Annotated in this window: 25 protein-coding genes; 22 read left to right on the top strand and 3 right to left on the bottom strand. The window is 40.4% G+C overall.

Translation table 11 applies throughout. The features are described from left to right. Nucleotides 1–10: 10 nt before the first annotated feature. The 6 genes from ACYVQ1_RS04900 to dexB all read left to right on the top strand — a co-directional run bounded on the left by ACYVQ1_RS04900 (nucleotide 11) and on the right by dexB (nucleotide 7271). Entirely contained in the window at nucleotides 11–877 is an 867-nt protein-coding gene (locus ACYVQ1_RS04900) for a carbohydrate ABC transporter permease (RefSeq protein WP_201710820.1), read from the top strand. 16 nt (nucleotides 878–893) lie between these two features. Continuing rightward, nucleotides 894–1727: a carbohydrate ABC transporter permease gene (locus ACYVQ1_RS04905; RefSeq protein WP_002885335.1), complete on the top strand. Its 834-nt coding sequence runs from the start codon at nucleotides 894–896 to the stop codon at nucleotides 1725–1727. Nucleotides 1728–1808: 81 nt separating this feature from the next. Beyond that, nucleotides 1809–2942: an ABC transporter ATP-binding protein gene (locus ACYVQ1_RS04910; protein WP_002885360.1), complete on the top strand. Its 1134-nt coding sequence runs from the start codon at nucleotides 1809–1811 to the stop codon at nucleotides 2940–2942. A 106-nt stretch (nucleotides 2943–3048) separates the two neighbouring features. Further along, nucleotides 3049–3984, top strand: coding sequence for a carbohydrate kinase family protein (locus ACYVQ1_RS04915; RefSeq protein WP_118185397.1), 936 nt, complete (start codon nucleotides 3049–3051; stop codon nucleotides 3982–3984). Next, a complete protein-coding gene (gtfA, locus tag ACYVQ1_RS04920; RefSeq protein WP_461250027.1) occupies nucleotides 3977–5440 on the top strand; it encodes a sucrose phosphorylase in 1464 nt (487 codons plus the stop codon). Before ACYVQ1_RS04915 ends, gtfA begins: the two co-directional genes overlap by 8 nt. A 220-nt stretch (nucleotides 5441–5660) precedes the next feature. Further along, nucleotides 5661–7271, top strand: coding sequence for a glucan 1,6-alpha-glucosidase DexB (gene dexB / locus ACYVQ1_RS04925; RefSeq protein WP_461250028.1), 1611 nt, complete (start codon nucleotides 5661–5663; stop codon nucleotides 7269–7271). A 56-nt stretch (nucleotides 7272–7327) separates the two neighbouring features. Here the strand turns inward: dexB and ACYVQ1_RS04930 are convergent, their stop codons facing one another. Continuing rightward, nucleotides 7328–8353, bottom strand: coding sequence for a LacI family DNA-binding transcriptional regulator (locus tag ACYVQ1_RS04930; protein ID WP_461250029.1), 1026 nt, complete (start codon nucleotides 8351–8353; stop codon nucleotides 7328–7330). 145 nt (nucleotides 8354–8498) lie between these two features. Here ACYVQ1_RS04930 and ACYVQ1_RS04935 point away from each other — a divergent pair, with 145 nt between their 5' ends. The 8 genes from ACYVQ1_RS04935 to ACYVQ1_RS04970 all read left to right on the top strand — a co-directional run bounded on the left by ACYVQ1_RS04935 (nucleotide 8499) and on the right by ACYVQ1_RS04970 (nucleotide 16421). After that, nucleotides 8499–9665, top strand: a complete 1167-nt coding sequence (locus tag ACYVQ1_RS04935) for a galactokinase (RefSeq protein ID WP_461250030.1) — start codon at nucleotides 8499–8501, stop codon at nucleotides 9663–9665. An 18-nt stretch (nucleotides 9666–9683) separates the two neighbouring features. Continuing rightward, nucleotides 9684–11165 (top strand): UDP-glucose--hexose-1-phosphate uridylyltransferase, encoded by a 1482-nt coding sequence (gene galT, locus ACYVQ1_RS04940; protein ID WP_461250031.1) that lies wholly within the window; start codon nucleotides 9684–9686, stop codon nucleotides 11163–11165. Between the two features lie 43 nt (nucleotides 11166–11208). Then, nucleotides 11209–12210: a UDP-glucose 4-epimerase GalE gene (galE, locus tag ACYVQ1_RS04945; protein ID WP_461250032.1), complete on the top strand. Its 1002-nt coding sequence runs from the start codon at nucleotides 11209–11211 to the stop codon at nucleotides 12208–12210. 130 nt (nucleotides 12211–12340) lie between these two features. Next, a complete protein-coding gene (locus ACYVQ1_RS04950) occupies nucleotides 12341–13183 on the top strand; it encodes an aldo/keto reductase (protein ID WP_461250033.1) in 843 nt (280 codons plus the stop codon). A 103-nt stretch (nucleotides 13184–13286) separates the two neighbouring features. Continuing rightward, entirely contained in the window at nucleotides 13287–13973 is a 687-nt protein-coding gene (locus ACYVQ1_RS04955; protein WP_195435342.1) for a YoaK family protein, read from the top strand. A 90-nt stretch (nucleotides 13974–14063) separates the two neighbouring features. Continuing rightward, on the top strand, nucleotides 14064–14696 hold the full coding sequence (locus ACYVQ1_RS04960; protein ID WP_195401229.1) for a nitroreductase family protein: 633 nt from the start codon (nucleotides 14064–14066) through the stop codon (nucleotides 14694–14696). 163 nt (nucleotides 14697–14859) lie between these two features. Then, complete coding sequence (locus tag ACYVQ1_RS04965) at nucleotides 14860–15543, top strand: response regulator transcription factor (protein ID WP_461250034.1); 684 nt, start codon at nucleotides 14860–14862, stop codon at nucleotides 15541–15543. Then, nucleotides 15543–16421 (top strand): sensor histidine kinase, encoded by an 879-nt coding sequence (locus tag ACYVQ1_RS04970; RefSeq protein ID WP_461250035.1) that lies wholly within the window; start codon nucleotides 15543–15545, stop codon nucleotides 16419–16421. The genes ACYVQ1_RS04965 and ACYVQ1_RS04970 overlap by 1 nt, the downstream gene beginning before the upstream one ends. A gap of 477 nt (nucleotides 16422–16898) precedes the next feature. Here ACYVQ1_RS04970 and ACYVQ1_RS04975 read toward each other — a convergent pair whose 3' ends face one another. Both ACYVQ1_RS04975 and ACYVQ1_RS04980 read right to left on the bottom strand, forming a co-directional pair. Continuing rightward, a complete protein-coding gene (locus ACYVQ1_RS04975) occupies nucleotides 16899–17654 on the bottom strand; it encodes an ABC transporter permease (RefSeq protein ID WP_461250036.1) in 756 nt (251 codons plus the stop codon). Between the two features lie 4 nt (nucleotides 17655–17658). Next, nucleotides 17659–18579, bottom strand: coding sequence for an ABC transporter ATP-binding protein (locus ACYVQ1_RS04980; protein ID WP_021151675.1), 921 nt, complete (start codon nucleotides 18577–18579; stop codon nucleotides 17659–17661). Nucleotides 18580–18827: 248 nt separating this feature from the next. Here ACYVQ1_RS04980 and ACYVQ1_RS04985 point away from each other — a divergent pair, with 248 nt between their 5' ends. The 8 genes from ACYVQ1_RS04985 to ACYVQ1_RS05020 all read left to right on the top strand — a co-directional run bounded on the left by ACYVQ1_RS04985 (nucleotide 18828) and on the right by ACYVQ1_RS05020 (nucleotide 25858). Then, nucleotides 18828–20120, top strand: a complete 1293-nt coding sequence (locus ACYVQ1_RS04985; protein WP_195435337.1) for a PTS sugar transporter subunit IIC — start codon at nucleotides 18828–18830, stop codon at nucleotides 20118–20120. After that, complete coding sequence (locus ACYVQ1_RS04990; protein ID WP_461250037.1) at nucleotides 20107–20970, top strand: alpha/beta hydrolase; 864 nt, start codon at nucleotides 20107–20109, stop codon at nucleotides 20968–20970. Before ACYVQ1_RS04985 ends, ACYVQ1_RS04990 begins: the two co-directional genes overlap by 14 nt. Before the next feature lie 181 nt (nucleotides 20971–21151). Further along, nucleotides 21152–21601: an Rrf2 family transcriptional regulator gene (locus ACYVQ1_RS04995; RefSeq protein WP_461250038.1), complete on the top strand. Its 450-nt coding sequence runs from the start codon at nucleotides 21152–21154 to the stop codon at nucleotides 21599–21601. Nucleotides 21602–21734: 133 nt separating this feature from the next. Further along, entirely contained in the window at nucleotides 21735–22595 is an 861-nt protein-coding gene (locus tag ACYVQ1_RS05000; RefSeq protein ID WP_461250039.1) for a VOC family protein, read from the top strand. 129 nt (nucleotides 22596–22724) lie between these two features. After that, a complete protein-coding gene (locus tag ACYVQ1_RS05005) occupies nucleotides 22725–23327 on the top strand; it encodes a nitroreductase family protein (protein ID WP_461250040.1) in 603 nt (200 codons plus the stop codon). 206 nt (nucleotides 23328–23533) lie between these two features. Continuing rightward, a complete protein-coding gene (locus ACYVQ1_RS05010) occupies nucleotides 23534–24457 on the top strand; it encodes an aldo/keto reductase (RefSeq protein WP_461250091.1) in 924 nt (307 codons plus the stop codon). Between the two features lie 148 nt (nucleotides 24458–24605). Continuing rightward, a complete protein-coding gene (locus ACYVQ1_RS05015; protein ID WP_461250041.1) occupies nucleotides 24606–25181 on the top strand; it encodes a TetR/AcrR family transcriptional regulator in 576 nt (191 codons plus the stop codon). Continuing rightward, a complete protein-coding gene (locus tag ACYVQ1_RS05020; protein ID WP_461250042.1) occupies nucleotides 25178–25858 on the top strand; it encodes an ABC transporter ATP-binding protein in 681 nt (226 codons plus the stop codon). The genes ACYVQ1_RS05015 and ACYVQ1_RS05020 overlap by 4 nt, the downstream gene beginning before the upstream one ends. Nucleotide 25859: the final 1 nt, after the last annotated feature.

Below are 25859 nucleotides of genomic sequence, written 5' to 3' on the forward strand. Positions count from 1 at the left end.
TAATAACAAAATGCGAAAATTTTTGAATAAATATTGGGGATGGACCTTCCTCATCGTACCAATCATCTTACAAGCTGTCTTCTTTTACTTCCCTATGGTACAAGGAGCCTTCTATAGTCTCACAAACTGGACTGGTTTGACTTACAATTATAAGTTTGTCGGCCTCAATAACTACAAACTCCTCTTGATCGATGGAAAATTCTTCCAAGCTATCATCTTTACCATCATCTTAACCTTGGCTTTGATTATTGGAGAAATCTTCATCGGAATGGTTGTGGCTCGTGCGCTCAATTCAAAAATTAAGGGACAAACCTTCTTCCGTGCTTGGTTCTTCTTCCCAGCTGTACTTTCAGGTTTGACCGTTTCCTTGATTTTCAAACAGTTCTTTAACTATGGTCTTCCAACAATCGGTAAAGTTTTGGGTATCGGTTTCTTGCAAGAAAGCTTGCTCGGAACTAGCTTTGGAGCAGTCATTGCAACAATCTTTGTACTCCTTTGGCAAGGGGTGGCAATGCCAATCATCCTATTTCTTGCGGGTCTTCAAAGTATCCCAGATGATATTCTTGAAGCTGCAGCTATTGACGGGGCTACTGCTAAACAAACATTCTGGAAGATTGAGTTACCATACTTACTTCCTACAGTTTCAATGGTCTTCATCCTAGCACTTAAATCAGGGTTAACAGCCTTTGACCAAATCTTTGCACTTACAGGTGGTGGACCAAACAACGCCACAACATCTCTGGGACTCTTAGTTTATAACTATGCCTTCAAGAGCAACCAATACGGTTATGCCAATGCGATTGCCATTATCCTCTTCTTGATTATCGGCGTCGTATCAGTCCTACAAATCAAACTATCTAAGAAATTTGAAATTTAATGGAGGAGTATCACAAATGAAAAAAGAAGAAAAAGTAACGAATTTTTGGAAATACGCCCTCCTCGTTGTCGGTGGTATCCTCATTCTAGTACCACTCTTGGTAACAGTCTTTAGTTCCTTTAAGACTACCAAGGACATTATGAATCATTTCTTTAGCTTGCCTAACCCATTTACGCTAAGCAACTACCAGCGTTTGATTGCGGACGGTATTGGTGGTTACTTCTGGAATTCAGCAGTTATTACAATCCTCTCACTTATTGTGGTAGCAATATTCATCCCAGCAGCAGCCTATTCAATTGCTCGTAACATGTCAAAACGTAAAGCTTTCAACATCATGTATTCACTGTTGATTTTGGGAATCTTTGTACCTTTCCAAGTTATCATGATCCCAATCACAGTCATGATGAGTAAACTTGGTCTTGCTAATATGTACGGCTTGGTAATTCTGTATCTAACATATGCTATTCCACAAACCCTCTTCCTTTATGTAGGTTACATCAAAATTAGTGTGCCAGATAGTTTAGATGAAGCAGCAGAAATTGATGGTGCGGATAAGTTCACAACCTACCGTCAAATCATCTTCCCAATGCTTAAACCAATGCATGCGACAACCCTAATCATCAATGCCCTTTGGTTCTGGAATGACTTTATGCTTCCATTGTTGGTATTGAACAAAGATTCAAAAATGTGGACGCTTCCACTCTTCCAATACAACTATCAAGGGCAATACTTCAACGATTATGGACCAAGTTTCGCATCATACATCGTAGGAATCATTACCATCACAATCGTTTACCTCATTTTCCAAAAGAATATCATTTCAGGAATGAGTAACGGTGCAGTAAAATAAGCTATTTAGACACTAGCCAAACTCAATAAAATATTACGGTAACAATCAAAGAAAGAATCACTCAGATAAAGGGAGAAAACAATGGTCGAATTAAACCTTAACCACATTCACAAAAAATACCCAAATGCTACACATTATGCAGTTGAAGATTTTAACCTCAATATCAAAGATAAAGAGTTCATCGTCTTTGTCGGACCATCAGGGTGTGGTAAATCAACAACACTTCGCATGGTAGCAGGACTTGAAGACATCACTGAAGGTCAATTGAAAATCGATGGAGAAGTCGTTAACGACAAATCACCTAAAGATCGTGACATCGCTATGGTTTTCCAAAACTACGCTCTTTACCCTCATATGACGGTTTACGATAACATGGCGTTTGGTCTTAAATTACGTAAATACAGCAAGGAAGAAATTGATAAACGTGTTCGTGAAGCAGCAGATATTCTTGGGCTGAAAGAATTTTTGGAACGTAAACCAGCTGACCTTTCAGGTGGGCAACGCCAACGTGTAGCTATGGGACGTGCCATCGTTCGTGACGCCAAAGTCTTCCTCATGGACGAACCTCTCTCAAACTTGGATGCTAAGCTTCGTGTGTCAATGCGTGCTGAAATCGCTAAAATCCACCAACGTATCGGTTCAACAACAATCTATGTTACTCACGACCAAACTGAAGCTATGACCTTGGCTGATCGTATCGTCATCATGAGTTCAACAAAAAATCCTGATGGTTCAGGAACAATTGGACGTGTGGAACAAATCGGTACACCTCAAGAACTTTATAACACTCCAGCCAATAAATTTGTAGCTGGCTTCATCGGTAGCCCTGCTATGAACTTCTTTGAAGTTACTGTTCACGACGACAAGATTGTGAGTGATAGTGGGGTTGAGCTTGAAGTACCACTTGGTCAACTTAAAATTTTAAAAGACAAAGGTTACCTTGGTAAGAAAGTCATCTTTGGTATCCGTCCAGAGGATGTTACAAGTGAACTTGTTGCTCGTGAAGCTTATCCAAATGCTACTGTAGAAGCAGAAGTAAATGTCGCTGAACTCCTCGGAGCTGAAACTATGCTTTACGTCAAAATCGGTCACGATGAGTTTGCAGCCCGTGTTGATGCCCGTGACTTCCACAATCCAGGCGAAAAAGTTACCTTGACATTCAATGTTGCTAAAGGACACTTCTTCGATGTGACTACTGAAAAAGCTATTCGTTAAAACTATTTGAAAATTGTCCTCTGATAGAGCAAAAATGTCTTGACGATTGTCCAAGGCAAACTATCAGGTGGCAATTTTCTTTGAAAACTGATATAAGGAGACAAGTATGTATGATTTAGAAAAGCCTTTACCTTTGGGAGAAAAAGCAATTGATGTGCTTACAGTGGGCGAGGTTTTAGTGGACATGATTGATCTTGAAGGGAGTTATCATCCTTTCTTTGGAGGCTCCCCTGCTAATATTGCCATGAACGTCAAAGCCTTAGGTGGACGCTCAGCTTTGGTAGCTGCTGTGGGTAAAGACCGTATGGGCGAGTTTTTGAAAGAGACTATCAAACAGCGTGGTCTAACAGATGGCATTATTCAGGAAAACAAGGCTTCTACCAGTATGGTTTTGGTCAATAAAACTACTGGGACACCGATTCCTATCTTTTATCGTGGTGCAGATTACCAGCTGGATTACACTAACGAACTAAAAGAACTGGCTTCTGAAAGCAAGATTCTTCATTTCTCATCTTGGCCAATTTCTCAAGAGCACTCTCGTCAAACCATTGAGAACTTGATTGAACAAGCCAAAGCAGAAGGAACCTTGATTTCCTTTGACCCTAACTATCATCCTGCCCTCTGGCAAGAAGGACATGACGGCATTGACTACATAAAGCAGTTGATTAAACATGTAGATATTATCAAACCTTCTGAAGATGACGCCGAACGTATTTTTGGACCAGACACTGTTGACAATCAAATTAAGAAATTCCTGGATTTGGGTGCTAAACTGGTCGTCATGACACTTGGCAAAGATGGTTTAGTTGTTGCAAATAAAGAGCAAACGGTTCATAGAAAAACCAAAGCTACAAAAGTTGTTGATGCGACAGGTGCAGGAGATGCTTTCTGGTCAGGCTTCTACACAGGGCTTTGTAAAGGAAAAACAATTCTAGAAGCTGTGGACGACGGCAGTCGTACTTCAGCCTATAAATTACAGTATGTTGGAGCAGTCGTTGAATTGCCAACATTGGAAAAATTGGAGGAAGCATTTAATGGTTAAAAATAAGGTACAACTCATTACCTATCCAGACTCACTTGGTGGAAATTTAAAAGCACTCAAATCAAATCTAGATACTTACTTTCCTAATCTTTTTGAAGGTGGAATCCACATTTTGCCTCCCTACCCTTCTTCAGGGGACCGTGGTTTCGCACCGCTAACCTATTTTGAAATTGATCCACAGTTTGGCGACTGGGAGGATGTGAGAAATCTAGCAGAGGATTACGATATTCTTCTTGATATCATGGTTAACCACATTTCTCAAAAATCTCCATATTTCCAAGATTTCTTGAAGAATGGCCGTGATTCACAATATGCTGATTATTTCTTGACGCTTGAAAAAATCTGGGAAGATGGTGTGCCAGTTCAATCTGATATCGATCAAATGTTCTTGCGTCGCAAAGTACCGTATTCAGAGTTCATTATTGAAAAAACTGGTGAAGTAGAAAAAGTTTGGACAACTTTTGGTAAAACAACCCCATCTGAACAAATTGATTTGGATGTACACTCAGAGCAAGTAAAACAACTGTTTGTCGATATTTTCAAACATTTCCATGACAATGGGGTTAAGATTATTCGACTAGATGCTGTCGGCTATGTTTTGAAAAAACTTGGAACATCATGTTTCTTTGTAGAGCCTGATATCTATGATTTCCTTGACTGGATTCTTGGTGTGGCGAAATCTTACGATATTGCTCTCTTGCCGGAGGTGCACGCCCATTATTCTATTCAATACAAATTGGCAGAGCATGGTTGCTGGATTTATGACTTTATCTTGCCGTACCGTATTTTTGAGGCTCTTAGTAATGAAGAATCTAAGTTCCTTGTTGATTATCTCCAAACACGTCCACATGGTCAATTCACGATGCTTGATTGCCATGATGGCCTTCCGGTTAAACCAGACTTAGATGGACTTATCGATAGTAAAGAGGCCCGTAAGTTGGTTGACTTGGCATTGGATCGTGGTGCTAACCTCAGTCTTATCGTATCGGATGAGCATAAGGATGAGGATGGCTTTGATGTCCATCAAATTCGCTCAACGATTTATTCTCTCTTTGATGAAGATGATGATACTTATCTCGCTGCACGCGCTCTACAAGTCTTCACACCAGGTATTCCACAAATCTACTACGTTGGTTTACTTGCAGGTAAGAACGATATTGAAGCAGTTGAAGCACGAGGTGATGGTCGTGAAATCAACCGTCATAATTTTGATGAAAAAGAAATCGCGGCAGCGGCAGAAACTGAAGTGGTTCAACGTTTAGTTAACCTTATCCGCTTCCGAAATCAACACCCATCTTTCGAAGGAGATTTCACTGCTCAAGCTCCAAGTCCGACCGAATTGGTGCTCTCTTGGAAAAATGATGCTGAATGTGCAAGTTTAACCATTGACTTGAAAGCTAAAACTGGGCATGTGGCCTACACAGAAGACGGTCAGGAAAAAGTTTTCACAATATAAGTATGTTATCCTTGTTATCGATAATTGATAACAGATATATGAAAGTTCTCCCCTATCTCCAGGAGAACTTTTTCAAAATAAAACACGAAAACGCTTGCACAAATAGATAAGAAGCGTAAAATAAAACTAGCAATGAAAAATGCTTAGCTTAATCAAGAAAGTTAATCTGGATAGTAAGCAGACAAAATAACTAAGAATAGGTTTCGAAAGGGAGGCAAGTATGCAAAAATATTGGTGGCATAAAGCTACGATTTATCAAATTTACCCCAAGTCGTTCATGGATTCCAACGGTGATGGCATTGGTGACCTCAAAGGGATTACAAGTAAATTAGATTATCTTCAAAAACTCGGAATTACAGCTCTTTGGCTTTCTCCTGTCTATGATAGCCCAATGGATGACAATGGCTATGATATCGCTAACTATGAGGCAATTGCAGATATTTTTGGAGACATGAGTGACATGGATGAACTTTTGGCAGAAGCCAAGAAGCGTGATATTCAAATTGTTATGGACTTGGTGGTTAACCATACGTCTGATGAGCATGCATGGTTCATCGAAGCGCGTGACAATCCAGAAAGTCTTGAACGAGATTTCTACATCTGGCGAGACAAACCTAATGAGTTAGTGTCTATCTTTAGTGGCTCCGCTTGGGAATATGATGAGACCTCAGGTCAATATTATCTGCATTTCTTTAGTAAGAAACAGCCAGACCTCAATTGGGAAAATCCACAGTTGCGCCAGAAAGTTTATGACATGATGAATTTCTGGATTGATAAGGGAATCGGTGGTTTCCGCATGGATGTGATTGATATGATTGGTAAGATCCCAGATCAACTGATTGATACAAACGGTCCAAAACTTCATGATTACATCAAGGAGATGAACCAGGCGAGCTTTGGAAAGCACGACCTTCTAACCGTTGGTGAAACCTGGGGAGCAACACCTGAAATTGCTAAACAGTATTCAAATCCAGATAATCAAGAACTTTCCATGGTTTTCCAGTTTGAACATATTGGACTTCAGCATAAGCCAGATAGCCCTAAATGGGAGTATGAGAAGGAGTTGGATGCTTCAGCACTTAAGGCTATTTTTAATAAATGGCAAACCGAGTTAGAGTTGGGACAAGGGTGGAACTCACTTTTTTGGAATAATCATGATCTGCCTCGTATTCTCTCAATGTGGGGGGATACTGGTGTCTATCGTGAGAAGTCAGCCAAGGCCTTGGCTATCCTCCTTCATCTGATGAGAGGAACACCTTACATTTATCAAGGTGAAGAAATCGGCATGACCAATTATCCTTTTAGAACTTTGGAAGAATTGAATGATATTGAATCTCTCAACTATGCCAAAGAAGCTCTCGAAAAAGGGGCGTCACTAGAAGTTATCATGGACCAAATCCGTCAGGTGGGTCGTGACAATGCTCGAACACCAATGCAATGGGATACGTCTAAAAATGCTGGATTTAGCATATCGGATAAGACTTGGTTACCTGTTAATCCAAACTATAAGGACATAAATGTTGAATCTGCCCTTGCAAATCCAGAATCGATTTTCTATACATATCAGCAGCTCGTAGAGCTTCGTAAAACTCAAGATTGGTTGGTTGATGCTGACTTTGAACTCTTGGAGACAACAGACAAAGTCTTTGCTTACATTCGTAAAACTAAAGATAGCAGTTATCTGGTTGTAGCCAACCTATCTGATCAAGAACAAGACTTCTGTTATGATTTCGACAGGGCAGAAGTTGTCATTGCAAATACCGAATTAGAGCCAATTACAGACCAAGGCAAACTCCAAGCTTGGGATGCTATTTGTGTGAAGGTGAAATAATAAGAAAAGTGGTTGTCAACCGTAGGTTGACAACCACTTTTTAATCTATTGAGTAATCATGGATTAGTTGGAAGTTGGATTGTCTTTTCCTTCGTACTACCCCTCAAGGTTAATTTCGTACCCAACATGGTAAGAGTTGGAATTTCCCGTGGGGACAAGACTTGCTTATTGAGGACATCCATGGCAGTTCGCCCCATTTCTTCGGTGTAGACAGTGATACAGGATAAGGGTGGAAATACCTGTTTTGCCATGATTGTGTCGTTAAAGGAAATGATTTGAATCTGATCTGGAACAATGAGGTTAGCTTCTTGAAAAGCTCTGAGTGCTCCAATAGCTAGGCTATCACTTGCGGCAAAAAAGGCATCTGGAAGTTTCGCCTGTGTCTCTAGTCTAGCTTTGATAAGTTCATAACCAGATAGTGCACTAAAGTTTCCTTTTAATATGAGGTTAGCATCGTAAATTCCCTCTTCGATACAAAAATTGCGATAGGCACGCTGACGTGAATCAGGAATAATTTCTTGCAAGTCGGTTGTCTTCTCCTCACCTGTTAAAAGTCCGATTGATTGACACCCTTGGTTTTTTAAATATTGGAGGGCAGTCTGAACAGCATTTTCAAAATCGGTCGTGATACAAGGGTGTCCCTGGGTTAAGGTATCGCTATCCACAAATACAAGGGGTCTGCCCAGTGCTTCAAAATCAGAAATTTGAGATTTACTGAATTTTCCGATACAGATTACACCGATAACTTCCTCAGCCAGGTTAAAGGGGATATCGTTAAAATATCGTAGAACCTCGTAGTCGAGTTCCTGAGCCCTTTTTTCAATGCCAAGTCGAATATTATAATAGTAGATGTCATCTAATTCGTCTTCTTCACTGACCCATTGGATAATGGCAATCTGGTGTTTCTCTTTTTTAAAATTTCCGCTTTTTTGGTGTCTAGTGTATCCCAACTCATCCGCAGCAGTTAAGATACGGTGTCTAGTTTCTTCGGTAACAGAGAGGGATTCGTCTTGATTTAACACACGGGAAACGGTCGCGATTGAGACCTTTGCCAATGAAGCAATGTCTTTTAATGTAGCCATATATAGTCTCCTTTAGATAGCTCTAGTATAGCATAGGTTAATCCATTTTACTTAGTTTTAGTAAAATTTTAGTAAAATTATTGATATAAAAGTTGCAAGGGGTTACACTATAACTATAAAAAATAAGTTTAACGAGGAAACATAAATGAAACCAGAACAATTGAGAGAAAAATTTAAAGAAGTTTTCGGAGTCGAAGCAGATCATACTTTCTTTTCACCAGGTCGTATTAATTTGATTGGTGAACACACTGACTACAACGGTGGACATGTGTTCCCAGCAGCTATTACCCTAGGTACTTACGGAGCAGCCCGCAAGCGTGATGACAAAGTTTTGCGTTTCTTCTCAGGTAACTTTGAGGATAAAGGTATTATTGAAGTACCGCTTGAAAATCTTCGTTTTGAAAAAGAGCACAACTGGACAAACTATCCAAAAGGTGTTCTTCATTTCTTGCAAGAGGCTGGTCATACGATTGATTCAGGTATGGATATTTACATCTATGGTAACATTCCAAATGGATCAGGTTTGTCATCATCATCATCTTTGGAATTATTGATTGGTGTTATTGCTGAAAAACTTTATGACCTTAAATTGGAACGACTTGACTTGGTTAAAATCGGTAAGCAAACTGAAAATGATTTTATCGGTGTTAACTCTGGGATCATGGACCAATTCGCTATTGGTATGGGAGCTGATCAACGTGCAATTTACTTGGATACAAATACTCTAGAGTATGACTTGGTACCCCTTGACCTTAAAGACAATGTCGTAGTCATCATGAACACTAATAAACGTCGTGAATTGGCTGATTCTAAATACAATGAACGTCGTGCCGAATGTGAAACAGCAGTATCTGAACTTCAAGAGAAATTGGATATCCAAACTCTTGGTGAATTGGACCTCTGGACATTTGATGCATACAGCTACTTGATTAAAGACGAAAACCGTATCAAACGTGCTCGCCATGCAGTTCTTGAAAATCAACGTACACTTCAAGCTCGTAAAGCTCTTGAAGCAGGAGATTTGGAAGGCTTTGGACGCCTTATGAATGCTTCTCATGTGTCATTGGAACATGATTACGAAGTTACAGGTCTTGAACTTGATACTTTGGCACACACAGCATGGGAACAAGAAGGTGTTCTTGGAGCTCGTATGACAGGAGCGGGATTTGGTGGATGTGCCATCGCACTTGTAAATAAAGATAAAGTTGAAGATTTCAAAAAAGCAGTTGGTCAACGTTATGAAGAAGTCGTTGGTTATGCACCAAGCTTCTATATCGCTGAAGTAGCTGGCGGTTCACGAGTACTTGATTAATGAGAGTGAGATTTCAAAATGATGAAACATTTAGTAGATGCTTTTGTAACAGCAGTCATTGCTAACAGTGACTATGAAGAATTAGATCGTATTTATCTGACAAACCGTGTTTTCGCATTAGTTGGTGAAGCTGTCAATGAAGTTGAAACAGATAGTTCTGAATTGATTGATCTTAAAGACCAATTGCTTCAAGCAGGTGTGAAAGCTGGTTCCGTAGGTGAACTTAATGAAGAGCAAGATATCATCGGAGCTCAACTAATGGACCTGATTACACCAAGTCCTAGTGTTGTAAATCGTAACTTCTGGGATACATATAAATGTAATCCAGAGCAAGCTATCGCTGATTTTTATGATCTCAGTAAACGCAATGATTATGTTAAGGTAAAGGCGATTGCTCAAAATATCGCTTATAAGGCTCCAACAAAGTATGGTGATTTAGAAATCACTATCAACCTTTCGAAACCTGAAAAAGATCCTAAGGCTATTGCAGCTGCTAAGAATGCGGTAGCTTCCGATTATCCTAAGTGTCAGCTTTGTATGGAAAATGAAGGTTATTTGGGTCGCATTAATCACCCGGCCCGTAGCAATCACCGTGTTATTCGTTTCCAAATGGAAGACGAGGAGTGGGGCTTCCAATACTCGCCTTATGCTTACTTTAATGAACACTCTATTTTCTTTTATGGTCAACATGAACCTATGAAAATCAGTGACTTGACTTTTGAACGACTTCTATCCATAGTTGAGGAATTTCCAGGTTATTTTGCAGGATCAAATGCTGACCTTCCAATCGTTGGTGGTTCAATTTTGACACATGAACATTATCAAGGAGGTCGTCATACTTTCCCTATGGAGATTGCTGAAGTCGAAGAGATGTTTAGCTTTGAAGGATTTCCTGAGGTTGAAGCAGGTATTGTTAATTGGCCAATGTCTGTTATTCGTATCAAGAGTAGACAAAAAGAGTCGCTATTAGCTTTGTCTTCTAAGATTTTAGCAGCATGGCGTACTTACTCAGATCCAGAGGTGGGAGTTCTAGCTGAATCAGATGGCACACCGCATCATACGATTACTCCTATTGCGCGTAAGCGTGATGGACAGTATGAGTTGGATCTTGTGCTTCGTGACAACCAAACTTCAGAGGAACATCCAGATGGTGTATATCATCCGCATGCTGATGTGCAACATATCAAGAAGGAAAATATTGGCTTGATTGAGGTCATGGGCTTAGCCATTTTACCTCCACGACTTAAGAGCGAATTAAAAGAAGTTGAAGACTTTCTTTTAGACAAATGTGAAGCTGTTGCACCTATTCACCAAGAATGGGCAGAACAACTCAAAGAAAACCATCCAGAGGTGACAGCTGAAACCGCAGAAGCACTCGTTCGTCAATCGGTAGCAGATATCTTTGCCCGTGTATTGGAAGATGCAGGCGTTTATAAGACTGATAATGCTGGACGTCAAGCCTTTAAACGCTTCCTTAATGAAGTTGGTCTTGTAGACTAGAATTATGTTATAATAATAGAAAAATAAGAAAAAGGTAAATTTTATGGCAATCTTAGTTTTAGGTGGGGCTGGTTATATCGGTTCTCACATGGTTGATCGCTTAGTTGAAAAAGGTCAAGAAAAAGTCGTTGTCGTGGATAACTTGGTGACGGGTCACCGTGCTGCTGTCCATCCAAATGCTGTATTCTACGAGGGGGATTTGGCAGATCAGGACTTTATGCGTAAAGTCTTTAAGGAAAATCCTGATGTCGATGCGGTTATTCATTTTGCGGCCTACTCACTTGTGGCTGAGTCTATGGAAAAGCCACTTAAGTATTTTGATAATAACACTGCTGGTATGGTGAAGTTGCTTGAGGTCATGAACGAATGTGGTGTCAAATACATTGTCTTCTCATCAACAGCTGCGACTTATGGTATTCCTGAGGAAATTCCAATCCTTGAAACCACACCACAAAACCCAATCAATCCTTATGGTGAAAGCAAGCTTATGATGGAAACCATCATGAAGTGGTCAGACCAAGCCTACGGTATCAAGTATGTTCCTCTTCGTTACTTTAATGTGGCGGGAGCCAAACCTGATGGTTCGATTGGTGAAGATCATGGTCCTGAAACCCACCTCTTGCCAATTATTCTCCAAGTGGCTCAAGGTGTTCGTGAGAAAATCATGATTTTTGGGGACGACTACAATACTCCAGATGGTACTAATGTTCGTGACTATGTGCATCCATTCGACTTAGCGGATGCTCACCTCTTGGCAGTGGAATATCTCCGCAAGGGCAATGAGTCAACAGCCTTCAACTTAGGCTCTTCAACAGGATTCTCAAATCTCCAAATCCTTGAAGCAGCTCGTAAGGTTACTGGTAAAGAAATTCCAGCTGAGAAAGCTGATCGTCGTCCTGGTGATCCAGATACATTGATTGCATCCTCTGAAAAGGCTCGTACAGTACTTGGCTGGAAACCACAATTTGACAATATCGAAAAAATCATCGAAAGTGCCTGGGCATGGCATTCTAGCCATCCAAAAGGCTATGACGATAGAGATTAATCATCAGGAATAGGAGCTCCATCTGGTCATAAACTACCATTTGGAGTTTTTCCATAGCCATAGCAAATCTTTGCATTTTTATCTGATATCTTTTAAGATAATTCTGTTACAACTTGAAAAGGAGAACAGGATGGAAACATATACACTTTCAAATGGCGTTACGATTCCTAAAATTGGTTTTGGGACTTGGCAGATTCCAGAAGGGGAAGAAGCCTACAATAGCGTTAGTTTCGCACTTAAGGCGGGTTACACACATATCGATACAGCACAAATCTACGGTAACGAGGTCTCTGTAGGTAAGGCGATTGCTGATAGTGATGTGGCTCGTGAGGATATTTTCCTAACGACTAAACTCTGGAATGACAAGCACGATTACGAATTGGCTAAGGCCTCTATCGACGAGTCTCTTGAAAGACTAGGTGTGGATTATTTGGATCTTTTGCTCATCCACTGGCCTAATCCAAAGGCTCTTCGTGAGAATGATGCTTGGAAGGTTGGCAATGCAGGTGCTTGGAAGGCAATGGAAGAAGCCTACAAAGATGGTAAGGTGCGTGCTATCGGTGTGTCTAACTTTATGCAGCATCACCTTGATGCTCTCCTTGAAACGGCTGAAATTGTGCCACATGTCAATCAAATTCTCTTGGCTCCAGGTTGTTCCCAAGAAGATTTGGTTGCCTATTGCCAAGAGCGTGACATTCTTCTTGAAGCCTACAGTCCACTAGGTACTGGTAGCATTTTTGGAAATGAAGACGTTGAAGCAGTGGCTGAACGTAACGGAAAATCTGTTGCTCAAGTTGCCCTACGTTGGAGCCTTCAAAAAGGTTTCTTGCCACTACCTAAGTCAGTGACACCAAAAAATATTGAAGCCAACTTGGATATCTTTGACTTTGATTTGTCAGAGGAAGATATGGCAGTCTTGGATAAGATTCAAGGGATTAAAACTCAGGATGATCCTGATACAGTTAATTTTTAATAGGATAGAAGCAACTCATGAGGGTTGTTTTTTATAATGTGTGTGCCCGAATTTGCTATAATAAGACTATCATATCAATTACTATTAGAAGGGAAGTTATGCTATGGAATCTCGGAACCTTCTTCCTCAAAATACGCGTCTGATGGCTAATTTGTTGAGTTTCTCGGGAGGGGCTTTGGATGTCTTTTGTCATATGTACTATCATAGTTTGGTTGCTACACAGACTGGGAATATCCTTCTCTTGGTCGCTGACTGGCAGAACAGTAGTATGTACTATAACTTGTTGCGTTGCTTTTCAATCCTATTCTTTTCTTTAGGCTTTCTTTTTGGCATGTGGTTTAAAGACCAGCGTAAGAATGCTTACTGGCGTGTTTATGGTCTTCTTCCACTTTGTGTGATGACAGCTATCCTGCCTTTTCTACCTTCAAATGCCTTGATTGAGCTCCCGATTATCGCTTTTTCTGCAGGTATCATGATGAAGACTTTTACTGGCAGTCAGATTGAGAATCATCCCTTCGTGATATTTATGACATCAGGAAATTATCGAAGGATGTTAACGGCCCTCTATTATGCCATTCAGGGAAGTGGTGATCAGAGAGAATATCGTCGTCAGGCTGTCAATTATAGCTTTATCGTAGGAAGCTTTGTCGTTGGTGCTATCGTCTCAGCGGTTCTGATGCATTTTGTGCACCTTAAGTCAATCTGGCTAATCACTATTAGCTTGATTACGATTATGGTTTACTATTCATCTGAAGTGAAACGTCTGGGACTCAAGGAAACTAATCTTTAGTCGTCTGTAGCAAATATTTTTGATAACAATTGTCTTGTGTTATAATTTTGATTATATTATTTTCATTTAATCAAAAAAAGGAGACATAAGATGCCTGTAGTGAGCAATGATTTTTCAGATATCGTATATAACCGTCGTTCCATTCGTAATTTTGATCCATCTGTTAAGATTCCGCGAGAAGAACTGTTGGAAATCCTAGATAAGACTGTTACAGCACCATCATCAGTCAACATGCAACCTTGGCGTTTTGTCGTCGTTGATAGCGAAGAGGGCAAGGAAAAATTGACACCTTTCGTCAGCTACAATGGTGTGCAAAATGAAACATCCTCAGCCATGGTCCTTATTTTTGCCGATTTGAAGAGCCAAGAAAGAGCTGAAGATATCTACGGTAAGGCTGTTGCTCAAGGAAAAATGCCTGAAGAAGTCAAAGAAAAACAACTGTCAAGCATTGTACCAATGTATGAAAATGCTCCTCGAGAAATGATGAATGAAATTGTCCACATTGATGCTAGCCTTGCTGCTATGCAGTTGATGTTGGTCGCTCGTTCTTATGGTTACGATACTAATGCCATTGGTGGCTATAAAAAAGAAGGTCTCGCCAAAGCCTTTGGACTTGATGAAGACCGTCATGTACCAGTTTTGCTCATTGCTCTTGGGAAAGCCAATGAAGAAGGCTTTGAGTCTGTTCGTCTGGATGCCTCTGATGTAACGACTTTTGCTTAATAAATAATTGACCGTAAGTCTCGGAAGTGGAGGCTTACGGTTTTTATTTTTCCTTTTATGCTATCAATAACTCATAATGCGCCTTGTCATTAATTTGGCTTTTTGTTAAGATGAAAGAAAAAGTGAGCGTATACAATTGGTAGTATCATTGGAGGATTAAGACATGGCACGTATTTTACAGATTGAAGACAATGAGGATATCCAGAATATTCTTTTTAACTTGTTTTCTGAAGAACATGATATTATCCAAGCTTACTCTGGGACCGAAGGAGAGCTTTTGTTTCAAAGTCAAGAGATTGATTTGGTTCTCCTAGATATCATGTTACCGGGTAAGGGTGGCGAAGAAGTGCTTAAGTTTATCAGGCAAAGAAGCTCTATTCCTGTCATTATGCTGACAGCCTTGGGTGACAAGCACTTGATTAGCCAGTACTTACTTGATGGTGCAAATGATTATATCGTTAAGCCCTTTGATCTTGAAGAAGTTTATGCGCGTGTCTCGGTTCAACTACGTGAACACAGCAAGGGAAGTAGTAAGCCTGATAACATCTATCAAGTCAAAAATATCACGATAAACCCAGACAGTTTTGAAGTCTCCTGTCAGGGAAAAGTCATTCGTTTGGGTAAGAAAGAGTTTCAAATTTTCCACACACTCCTTCAAAATCCAAAGAAAATTTTTACTAAAGAGGACCTTTATGAGACGGTTTGGGAAGCCCCTTATTTGTCATGTGATAATACATTGAATGCACAGTTGAGTAATCTACGTAAGAAACTAGCCCAAGTGGATGCGGGTACGGAGTATATCGAAACTATTTGGGGCTTAGGTGTGCGACTTAAAGGAGAAGACTGATGGAAGGACTGCTTATTGTATTGATAGGACTTCTTCTGGGAGCGACTACCTGTCTAGTTCGTTACTATTTGGCTGTAAAATCTCTCTCAAAGCAGATTGAAGAAAAGCTAGTTGAAGAAAGCCATCGACGAATTACTTTGAAAAACCAGCCAAAATCATTGGTTACCCTAACGAATCGGATTGAGTCTCTTTTTACCCAAATTGAAAAGACTAAGCTTGTCGCTCTCCAAGAAAAGAAAACCATGGACATGGCTATCAGTAATATTGCCCATGATATACGAACACCACTGACAGTAGCGAGCGGCTATGCTCAGCAAAGTCTTCGAAGTAGTAGTGAAGATGACATGGCTATGGAGAAGATTTCTAAAAATCTACTGACTGTTTCAAAGCGTTTGGAAGCCTTGTTGGAATATCGACGATTAACAGAGGGGGCCATCCAACCACAATTTCAAGATGTGGACTTTTCTCAACTTGTGGTTAAGTCTATCCTGCCTTACTATGACATGTTTCAAGAGACAGGGATTACACTAAATATTCAAGTAACCCCTGATATCCAATGCGAAATGGATCCAGATATTTTTGAACGGCTATTTCAGAATATTGTCAGTAACGTTCTAAAACATGGTAAGACTCAAGCTCAACTAACATTGCAGAAAAAGGATGATGGTATTTATTTGTCAGTTAGTAATATGGTACAACAGCCGATCCAGCATCTTGATCAACTAACGACCCGCTTTTATTCTGAAAACCTGTCAGACACCGAAGATTCCTCTGGACTAGGACTTTATATCACCGAACACTTAGTCCAAGTCTTATCGGGTGAGTTACATTTGGCCTATGAGAATGAATGGTTTTATTTAACAGTGAGGTTAAAATAATTTCGGAAAACAACTCAACCACCGATTTGATTTAGCAAAAAATCTTTGATTCTAGAATTCTTTTAAAATATAGAAAGTAACATTATTCATACTGCTTTTCTTGATTCTATTTGCTTTCAGTGATAGAATAAAAATATTGAGAGGATATCGTAGGATGACTGGTAACAGAGCGTTTAAAGGTACCAACTTCTGGTACGGGTGCGGTGCTACCTTCAGCTTCAGGCTGTAAAGAACCCTTACTGACATTGGTCCTCTTTTTTAGTTGTCGTCAACTTTTGTTGGTGACTTTTTTTATATTTTAGATTTTGAAAGAATCCATGAATTTATACAAACTCTCGTAAATAAAATAGATATCTTCAAAGTAAACAAACACTTCTACATCAAAAATATGAATTGTTTCGCACCTCCGGAGAGAAACGGATTTGAAGTCACAGAATCAAAATAACATCGCGCGCGTGCACGATGTTATTTTTGTTCTCATAAGTCTTGTTTTTCAAAGGTAATCAAGCCCAAAGCTGTGAATGCTAGGATGAATCCTACTGCCACGATTGCAGTATTTTGAATGATAGTTTTATCTGCAGTCATGCTGTAATTAAAGTTGAGTGACAAGTATTTCAAAATTTCTATTTTAGGGAAGATTGCTGCTGGTACGGTTAAAGCTACTAAACCAAGGGTGTAAGTCACAAAGGTTGTCACGATAGAATGTGTGAGGTAGAGGGCAACCGTGGTCAGACTTACCCAAGCTAGATTACACAAGAATTGGAGAAGGAAAGTTAAGGCAAAGTTTCTAACAAAGTGATCAGGTACAGTTCCAAGACCGTGGCAAAGAGTACCTAGAACAAAGGCAAGGCCGTAAGACAGGAGGAGTTGTCCTAAAGTGATAGCTACAATGACGGTTGCCTTGGCGAAGAAGAACCCGCTCCGTGAAATGCCAGAGGTGAGATTATTCTTGTACAATTTTTGTGCTAAATCAACACCCAAAATGATAGAGACCACAATTAAAGTGAAGAGGACTGTTATGGAGATACTACTAGAGTAATTAATCAGTGATCCGACACCAGTCCACGAAGAGGCGCTTTTAACGGCTTGTTTTGCCCCAGTTTCTACGCCTACATGCCCTGTGACTCCCAATAGGACACCAGAAATAATGTTTAGGGCTAGGAGAATTTCAGAAATCCAAAATCCTTTAGAACGGAAGAGTCGATAGAAATCGGCGTGAATAGTGTGTAACATGGCTCTACCTCCTTTCTGAATCTACTAGTTGTGTGAAGTAGTTTTCTAAGTCTTGACGTTTGTAGTAAATTTCATCGATGTCAACTTCTTGTTTAACCAGCTCTTTGACAATTGCCTTTATAACATGGGATTTGTCAAAAATATGAATTTCATTGTCGCTGTTAACCACTTTGAAGTGTTGATGGAGTTGGTCTTGGAGAATGCGACTAGCCAGGGCTAATTGGTTAGTTTTAAGAACGATATAGTCTTCGCTGAGATGTTCGAATTCGTCCTTAGTGATTTCACGGATGATGTGACCGTGATCAATAATGCCAAAGCGGGTTGAAACTTGATAGAGTTCAGACAAGATATGGCTAGAGATGAGAACTGTCATACCTTGCTCTTCGCTCAATTTTTTAATCATTTGGCGGAATTCTTTGATAGCAACTGGGTCGAGACCATTAATCGGTTCATCTAAAATAAGTAGGTCTGGTTTTGCAATCAGTGCAATAGCGATACCTAGACGTTGCTTCATACCCAGTGAGAAACTACGAAATTTTTTCTTGCCAGTGTGTCCAAGTCCAACTGTATCAAGGATTTCATCAATGACCTTGTCAGGATTTGGAACGTGATGAATCTTGCAGTAGTAACGTAGGTTTTGACGTGCATTGAGATGATTCAGGGCAACTGGTGTTTCAATCACAGAACCAACACGTTTCAGTGCGTGAGTCCACTCTGATTTGGAGGTAGAGTGGAAGAGGGAAACACTGCCTTGGCTAGGGCGGATGAGTTTAGTGATGACTTTAATCAGTGTTGTCTTACCTGCCCCGTTTCTTCCGATAAGGCCATAGACCTCACCCTTTTCTAAGGTCAGGTTTACATTGTCGAGTGCTAGGTGTTGGCCGTAACGTTTAGTCAGATGTCTGACCTCAAGTACCTTTTTCATGATAAGTCTCCTTTCGCTTATTTGATACCGCTTTCTTTTCATCTTTATTGTAGTATAAAGTCATTAAATAAACATCAAGAAATTCTCAAATATTTCTTAAATTTTTCAAGAAATCATGAAAATGGTGGTGACTAGATTCTGATAGTGTGTGCTTTAACCCACGATTAAGGTAAGGCCTCTCTCTTTGTGTTATAATGAAGAAAAACGTTGAATGTAAAGTTTATTTTGCCTTTTACTAGGAGTCTTTTATGACAAACTATTTAGTCCAGAGGTTTCTCTGGTTTCGTGAGCGAGGCTTCGTCCAAATTACGCAAAAAACCTTGGTTTCGCTCTTTCCCTTTTTCCTATTTTCAGGAATTATTCGGGTGATTTCACTATCTGTCTTTTCGGAGCTTGGTTATATTAACCAATTGTTTTCAGTTTCTGACTGGTTACCGGCCTTTAAGATAACTGGGCAGGTGCTCATTAATCTTTCCAACTTTCTTGGTGGCTTAGCCGGGCCCTTATCAACTTACTTTGCAGGAAAATACACAGCTGGTCACTATGGTAGAAGTACTGGTACAGCTGGTGTGACTTCCCTTTTGGTTAGCTTAATTATAGGATCGCAGGAGCTGTTGCTGTCACCGCTAAATGATGGTGTTTTGACTCGCATCAATTTACCGGCTTCAATCAACATTATGTTGGCTATCTTTGTGGGCTATCTGGTTGGCCAGATTTTTCGCTTTTCAAGAGCTAGTGATGATCAGATTGTGGACAAGGACTATATTTATCAACCAAAGACCGTCCGTCCCATTTTTTTGTCACTCATTTTAGCTATTGGACTTAACATTCTCTTTGTGATTGGAGAGCAAGATAATGTTTTTCTGACGATTAGGCAGGTTACCTCTACCTTTACTGTAACTGATAATCACCTGTTCTCAACCTTTATGATGGGACTTTTGAACACTTTTTCTGCTTGGATTGGAAATAGTCAGGCTTTTGCCCTAAATTCAATTGCCGATGATAGTTTTGCCTTGGAAAATTTGACCTATGCTGTTTCCCATCATACGACGACTGGGCTTCCCCACCTTTACACACTAACAAATCTTTATCATAGTTATGGCTTGGTTGCTGGCATTGGCTCAGGGCTAGCCCTCTTGGTGGCTCTGCTTTTAGCATCAACCAGTTATAAGGATAAGAAGGTGAGTCTTCTAAGTGTCTTTCCTAGTCTCTTTAACAATGGGGCTCCATTTATGGTGGGGATACCAGTCTTGCTTAATTTAGTTTATCTGGTTCCTTTCCTACTGGCACCTATGATCAATATGGGCATTGCTGCGGTGGCCTTGACTATTCATCTTATGCCAGCTGCGGTTTATCCGGTTCCAGATGGTACACCAAGTCTTCTTTTCGCCTTTATCGGAACTGGGGGTAGTTTACGAGCTCTTGCTGTTAGTCTGCTCTGTTTTGCAGTCGACATTGTTATCTTTATTCCATTTGTGCGTCTGTCTAATAAAGTACAACACGGTCTAAAAGAGGAAGGAGAGAGCATTGAAACTAAATAAAAAAACTAAGTTGGTCTTTATCCTTGTTTCTTTTTTTCTCATTGGGCTAGCCGTCCCATCCTATAGTTGGACTAGGAAAAATGTCAAGGAAATAGAGACTTTCTATAATTCAAAATTGTCTCCCATTATCATGATTCCGGGGAGCTCCGCTACGGAAAATAGATTTGATGGCCTAGTACGTAAGCTCAATCAAGACCGTCGTGGTGTCAAGCATAGCCTCCTCAAGGTTAAGGTTTGGAACAATGGGCGTATCACCTTTGAGGGTAAAATCAAGGATAAGGATAACGAGCCAGTCATTGTTATTGGATTTGAGAATAACAAAGATGGCTATAACAATATCAAGAAACAAACCAAGATGATGAATCAGGCATTTGAAGCTCTGCAGAATAAATACAATTTCAATAATTTTAAAGGGTTGGCACATTCAAATGGAGGCTTAATTTATACGGCATTTATCGAAAATTATCTTCGCGACTACGATGTCAAGATAAATTCTTTGATGACTATCGGAACGCCCTATAATTTCACTGAAACCAATATTAAAAATAAATCGGTCATGCTAGCAGACTTTATAGCTGCTAAGGAGAATATTCCGTCTACGCTACATGTCTATTCGGTAGCGGGAACCATCACCTATGATTCGGACGAGCTGGTTCCTGATGCTAGTGTGTCCGCTGGGAAATATATCTATCAGAATCAGGCAAAAAGTTATACTGAAATCACTGTTACAGGTGAAGATGCCCAACACTCGGATTTACCAACCAATGATGAAGTAGTGGAACTAATCAAACAACATATCGAAGGACAAGGTGTTCGTAAGAAGCAAAAGACCAATCTAGAACCTCAATAGGCTAGAATACTATGTATTATTAGTCTAGTTAGTTATTATCAAATACAAAAGAATAGAGTCTACGATGGCTCTATTTTTTTAGTGTAAGACTAACACTTTATCTTGTTGTAACTCCTTGTTTTACAACGTTGATTTTGTTATAATTGATTGAAAAGAAAAAGATTAATGAGAGGTTCTTGATATGCAAATTCCAAGTCGCTTTACCATTGCTGTTCATATTTTGACCCTTATAGCACAAAATAAGGGAAATGAAACTAAGCTAACCAGTGATTTAATGGCAGGTAGTGTGGGGGTTAATCCAGTTATTATCCGCAAAACCCTGTCGCAACTGAAGAAAGCAGACTTGATTTCAGTTCAAAGGGGAAGTGGAGGAGCCACATTAGCCAAAGCACCAGAGGAGATTAACCTTTTGCAGGTTTATCGTGCGGTGGATAGCATCGGTCCAAGTGGCAAACTCTTTAGTTTTCATGACAATCCTAATCCAGCGTGTCCAGTAGGACGTAATATCCATGGGATTTTGGATCAGAGCCTAGAAGACGTTCAACTGGCAATGGAAAAAGAACTCGAAAAGAAAACTTTGGCTGGTATTTTAAAGGATGCTAAGGCCAACTGGAAAGAAGCTGGAGCTTGATTTTTAGATTTTAAACTATAAGAAATCGAAAGTTTTTCGGTTTCTTTTTAACTCTATGTTGTAATGATTGACATTACAATGAAACTGAGTATAATAATGTCATATAAATGATTACAACAAAGGAGAAAAACATATGACATACGACTACAATAGTAAGATTTACCTCGCAGAGACGGTACTCAATGTGAAGGACTTGGCACGTCAGACAGCCTTTTATACACAGATTATTGGACTTGAAATCCTAAGCCAAACGGAAACAGAAGTTGTTTTAGGAGCGGGAAACAAGCCCTTGGTCCACTTGATTCAAACCATTCATGAGCAAGCGGTCAAGTCAAGTTATGGTCTCTACCATATGGCGATTTTGTTGCCGTCTCGTGAAGATTTGGCAGATGTTTTCAAACATATTGCTGAGCTAGATTATCCATTTGTCGGTGCAGCTGACCACGGTTATAGTGAAGCCCTTTATTTGGAAGACCTTGAAGGCAATGGTATTGAGCTCTATAGAGACAAGCCTGTTGCTGAATGGGATATTCGTGAGGATGGTCGCATCGTTGGTGTAACAGAAGAACTATCAGCTCAAGAAATTTACGAGATGGGACGCAAGGTTGATCCATTTGTGATAGCTAAGGATACTCGTATGGGGCATATTCATTTATCGGTCAAAGATAGTCAGCTAGCAACGATTTTCTATCAGGATGTTTTGGAGCTGGTAGATAAGTTTACCATTCCAAGTGCTAGTTGGATTGCTTCAGGTGATTACCACCATCACCTAGCAGTCAACGAATGGGGCGGAAAAAACTTGTCCAAACGAGGCAAAGATATGCCGGGTCTTGCTTACTACGTCGTTGAAGTGGCAAACAAGGACGACTTGATTGGCATAGCAGAACGTGCTAACAATCGTGGAGCAGAGGTCAAATGGTTATCTTCTAATGAGGTGACAGTTGAGGATAAAGATGGAATTTCGACACGAGTGAGAAAAAATATTGATAATTAGTGATTTTTTAGTCGTAACTATTGACATTACATTAAGAATCTATATAATAGTTATTGTAATCAAAGTTATTACAAATAAACTTAACAATTTTAACAATTAACATTCATCACAAAGAAAGAGGGAATAACTATGACCTACTTTACAGACTTACAAACAAAACGCCGTTCTATCTACGCATTAGGAAAAGACCTTGGGCTCTCTAACCAAGAATTGATTGAAACCATTCAAGGAGCTGTTCTTAACACACCGACAGCCTTTAACTCACAAACATCACGTGTGGTGATCTTGCTGGATGAAGAGTCAGATGTTTTCTGGAATGAAATCGCTTATTCAGAGCTTGAAAAAGTAACGCCAGCAGAAGCTTTTGAGGCAACAAAAGAACGTTTGGCAGGTTTTGCTCAAGCTAAGGGAACAATCCTCTTCTACGAAGATCAAGATGTAGTGAAAGGCCTTCAAGAGCAATTCCCACTTTACGCTGAAAACTTCCCAATTTGGTCAGAGCAAGGTCATGGAATCGCCCTTTATGCGACATGGTTGGCTTTGGCTGAGAAGAATATCGGCATGAATGTACAACACTACAACCCACTTGTTGATGCACAATTAGCTGAAAAATATGACATTCCAGCTAACTGGAAGCTCCGTGCTCAAGCACCATTTGGTCAAATCGTTGCACCAGCAGGAGATAAAGACATCCAAACAGAAGGTCGTTTCAAAGTTTTTGGCGACAAATAATCACTTTAATTTAGTCAGTCGGCTTGCAAGTAGGCTACTTACTGGCTGAACAAAATCATAATGATAAGACAAAAAAGTAGCAGGGTTGAGAAATCCTGTTATTTTTCGATTTTAAGACCAGTTCGTAGATAAATTGTAAATGAAAGCTAAAACTTGTGGTTTGCAACCCTTTTCACTACAATAGAGATACAGAAAAGGAGGCAGAGATGAAGTATATTGAGTTTGCTGAAAATGAGCGTCTGTCCACGATTGTCCTTGGGATGATGCGGATCAGTCAGATGAGTGAAGATGAGGTGGAGGCCTTGGTGGAGGCAACCTTGTCGATTGGGATTAACACTTTTGATCTGGCAGATATCTATGGCGATGGCCAGTGTGAGGTCCTGCTGGGGAAGGTTCTCAAGCGCCGTCCAGATCTTCGGGATCAGATGTGGATCCAGTCCAAGTGTGGGATTCGCAAAGACGGCTTTACCTATTTTGATTTTTCTAAGGACTATATTTTGGACTCCGTCGATGGCATCCTCGAGCGTCTGCAGATCGAGCGCTTAGATAGTCTCCTCCTTCACCGACCGGCTGCCCTCATGGAGCCGGAAGAAGTGGCGGCAGCTTTTGATCACTTGGAGCAAGCGGGCAAGGTCCGTCATTTTGGGGTGTCCAATCAAAATCCTATGATGATGGAATTGCTCAAAACAGCTGTCAAACAACCACTCAAGGTCAACCAGTTGCAGTTGAGTGCCGCCTTTACACCAAGCTTTGAAGCTGGTTTTCATGTCAACATGGAAGGGCCAAAAGCAGCTGTGCGAGATGGTAGTGTCTTTGAATATTGTCGCTTAACCAATACGGTGATTCAAGCCTGGTCTGTCCTCCAGCATGGCTATTTCAAGGGGAATTTTGTCGGCAAGGAAGAGTTTGCGGCCCTCAATCATGTCCTCAATGACTTAGCAAAGAAATATCAGGTCACTCCGACAGCCATCGCCCTTGCTTGGGTCCTCCGCTATCCGGGTAAGATGCAGGCAGTCATCGGAACGACCAAACCCCAGCATGTCCTTGAAGCAGGGAAAGCAGCAACAGTCAGCCTAACGCGCAAGGAATGGTACCAAATCTACTTGGCGGCGGGAAATGATTTGCCTTAGAATAGTTATTAGTAGACCACCCTCACTTGTATTAGTGGGCTGGTCTTTTGTTTTATACTTTACGAATTTTTCTTGACAAGTCTTAATTTGTTATGGTATTCTTTATGCAACATATGTTGCGTAACAACTGTTGCGCGAAAGGAGTCTTATGCCACCAAAGGTTAAATTTAGTAAAGAGACTATGATTGGGACAGCTTTACAATTGGTGAGAGAAGAGGGCCTGGCTAGTTTGACAGCTCGAGCATTAGCGGAGAAACTGGGAGCCACGCCAAGGGTCATTTTTGGGCAATTTGCTAATATGGCTGAGTTACAAGCAGAGGTTATAGGTGCTGCGGAAATGGTAGTGGTGGAGTATATACGAAAGGCTTTAGAAGATGAGAAGCCCTTCCGTTCTGTCGGGATTGCTTATATCCTGTTCGCTTCAAAAGAGCCCCAACTCTTTCAGTTGCTTTTCCAAAATCCTAGCAAAGATCCGATTCGTCGCTTTCAAGATTTTCTTCCCATGAAGGATCATAGCTACCAATTGGTTCTGGAATCGATTGTCGCAGACTATCCGTTGACGTTAGAGGAGGCTAGTCGCTTGTACCAGCATTTATTTATCTACTCACACGGAATGGCCTCTATGGTTGCTTCTGGTATTTATCAGTTCAGCATGGAAGAAGTGATTGGTTTATTGACAGAAGTTTGTCAATCTCTCATCAAAGAAATGGTAGGAAAGAAATGATTCAACTAGAAAATGTTCACAAAAGTTACGGCCAAACAAAGGTTTTAAAAGGGATTGATCTCCAGATTCAAGACCAAGATGATGTGGTTATCCTAGGTCCTTCTGGATCAGGAAAGTCCACTCTCTTAAACGTATTATCAGGATTAGAAAAGTTAGACGAGGGGCATATCCTCATTCAAGGGCAGGATTTGTCTCAACTCACGGATGCTCAATTGACAGCTTTCAGACGTGAGAAGATTGCCTTTATTTTTCAGCAGTATTATTTATTACCGAATCTCACGGTCAGACAGAATGTTAAGATGGGAGCTGATCTGGCAAGCAATCATGATTTTTTGCAGATCATCGAGGATTTGGGGCTTGGCGATAAGCTGGACAAGTATCCAAGTGAATTATCTGGTGGAGAACAGCAGAGAGTGTCCATTGCTCGTGCCTTGGCCAAAAAGCCAGATATTCTTTTCTTAGATGAGCCAACGGGGGCCTTGGATGAAGAAACAGGGCGCAAGATTCTCGACTATATCTGGAAGTTGAAGGAAAAGTTGGGCTTTACCTTAATTATGGTGACTCATAACCAAAATATTGCGGATATGGCCAGAACAATCATTCGGGTCAATAGTGGCAAGATTACCCAAGTTGTGATCAACGATCAGCCTCAGACTGCCTATGAGATTGGATGGTAAG

It is taken from the genome of Streptococcus parasalivarius (assembly GCF_054785155.1).

Coding starts and splice junctions, on each gene's coding strand:
- ACYVQ1_RS04900 (WP_201710820.1), top strand. CDS start 11: ATGCGAAAATTTTTGAATAAATATTGGGGATGGACCTTCCTCATCGTA.
- ACYVQ1_RS04905 (WP_002885335.1), top strand. CDS start 894: ATGAAAAAAGAAGAAAAAGTAACGAATTTTTGGAAATACGCCCTCCTC.
- ACYVQ1_RS04910 (WP_002885360.1), top strand. CDS start 1,809: ATGGTCGAATTAAACCTTAACCACATTCACAAAAAATACCCAAATGCT.
- ACYVQ1_RS04915 (WP_118185397.1), top strand. CDS start 3,049: ATGTATGATTTAGAAAAGCCTTTACCTTTGGGAGAAAAAGCAATTGAT.
- gtfA (WP_461250027.1), top strand. CDS start 3,977: ATGGTTAAAAATAAGGTACAACTCATTACCTATCCAGACTCACTTGGT.
- dexB (WP_461250028.1), top strand. CDS start 5,661: ATGCAAAAATATTGGTGGCATAAAGCTACGATTTATCAAATTTACCCC.
- ACYVQ1_RS04930 (WP_461250029.1), bottom strand. CDS start 8,353: ATGGCTACATTAAAAGACATTGCTTCATTGGCAAAGGTCTCAATCGCG.
- ACYVQ1_RS04935 (WP_461250030.1), top strand. CDS start 8,499: ATGAAACCAGAACAATTGAGAGAAAAATTTAAAGAAGTTTTCGGAGTC.
- galT (WP_461250031.1), top strand. CDS start 9,684: ATGATGAAACATTTAGTAGATGCTTTTGTAACAGCAGTCATTGCTAAC.
- galE (WP_461250032.1), top strand. CDS start 11,209: ATGGCAATCTTAGTTTTAGGTGGGGCTGGTTATATCGGTTCTCACATG.
- ACYVQ1_RS04950 (WP_461250033.1), top strand. CDS start 12,341: ATGGAAACATATACACTTTCAAATGGCGTTACGATTCCTAAAATTGGT.
- ACYVQ1_RS04955 (WP_195435342.1), top strand. CDS start 13,287: ATGGAATCTCGGAACCTTCTTCCTCAAAATACGCGTCTGATGGCTAAT.
- ACYVQ1_RS04960 (WP_195401229.1), top strand. CDS start 14,064: ATGCCTGTAGTGAGCAATGATTTTTCAGATATCGTATATAACCGTCGT.
- ACYVQ1_RS04965 (WP_461250034.1), top strand. CDS start 14,860: ATGGCACGTATTTTACAGATTGAAGACAATGAGGATATCCAGAATATT.
- ACYVQ1_RS04970 (WP_461250035.1), top strand. CDS start 15,543: ATGGAAGGACTGCTTATTGTATTGATAGGACTTCTTCTGGGAGCGACT.
- ACYVQ1_RS04975 (WP_461250036.1), bottom strand. CDS start 17,654: ATGTTACACACTATTCACGCCGATTTCTATCGACTCTTCCGTTCTAAA.
- ACYVQ1_RS04980 (WP_021151675.1), bottom strand. CDS start 18,579: ATGAAAAAGGTACTTGAGGTCAGACATCTGACTAAACGTTACGGCCAA.
- ACYVQ1_RS04985 (WP_195435337.1), top strand. CDS start 18,828: ATGACAAACTATTTAGTCCAGAGGTTTCTCTGGTTTCGTGAGCGAGGC.
- ACYVQ1_RS04995 (WP_461250038.1), top strand. CDS start 21,152: ATGCAAATTCCAAGTCGCTTTACCATTGCTGTTCATATTTTGACCCTT.
- ACYVQ1_RS05000 (WP_461250039.1), top strand. CDS start 21,735: ATGACATACGACTACAATAGTAAGATTTACCTCGCAGAGACGGTACTC.
- ACYVQ1_RS05005 (WP_461250040.1), top strand. CDS start 22,725: ATGACCTACTTTACAGACTTACAAACAAAACGCCGTTCTATCTACGCA.
- ACYVQ1_RS05010 (WP_461250091.1), top strand. CDS start 23,534: ATGAAGTATATTGAGTTTGCTGAAAATGAGCGTCTGTCCACGATTGTC.
- ACYVQ1_RS05015 (WP_461250041.1), top strand. CDS start 24,606: ATGCCACCAAAGGTTAAATTTAGTAAAGAGACTATGATTGGGACAGCT.
- ACYVQ1_RS05020 (WP_461250042.1), top strand. CDS start 25,178: ATGATTCAACTAGAAAATGTTCACAAAAGTTACGGCCAAACAAAGGTT.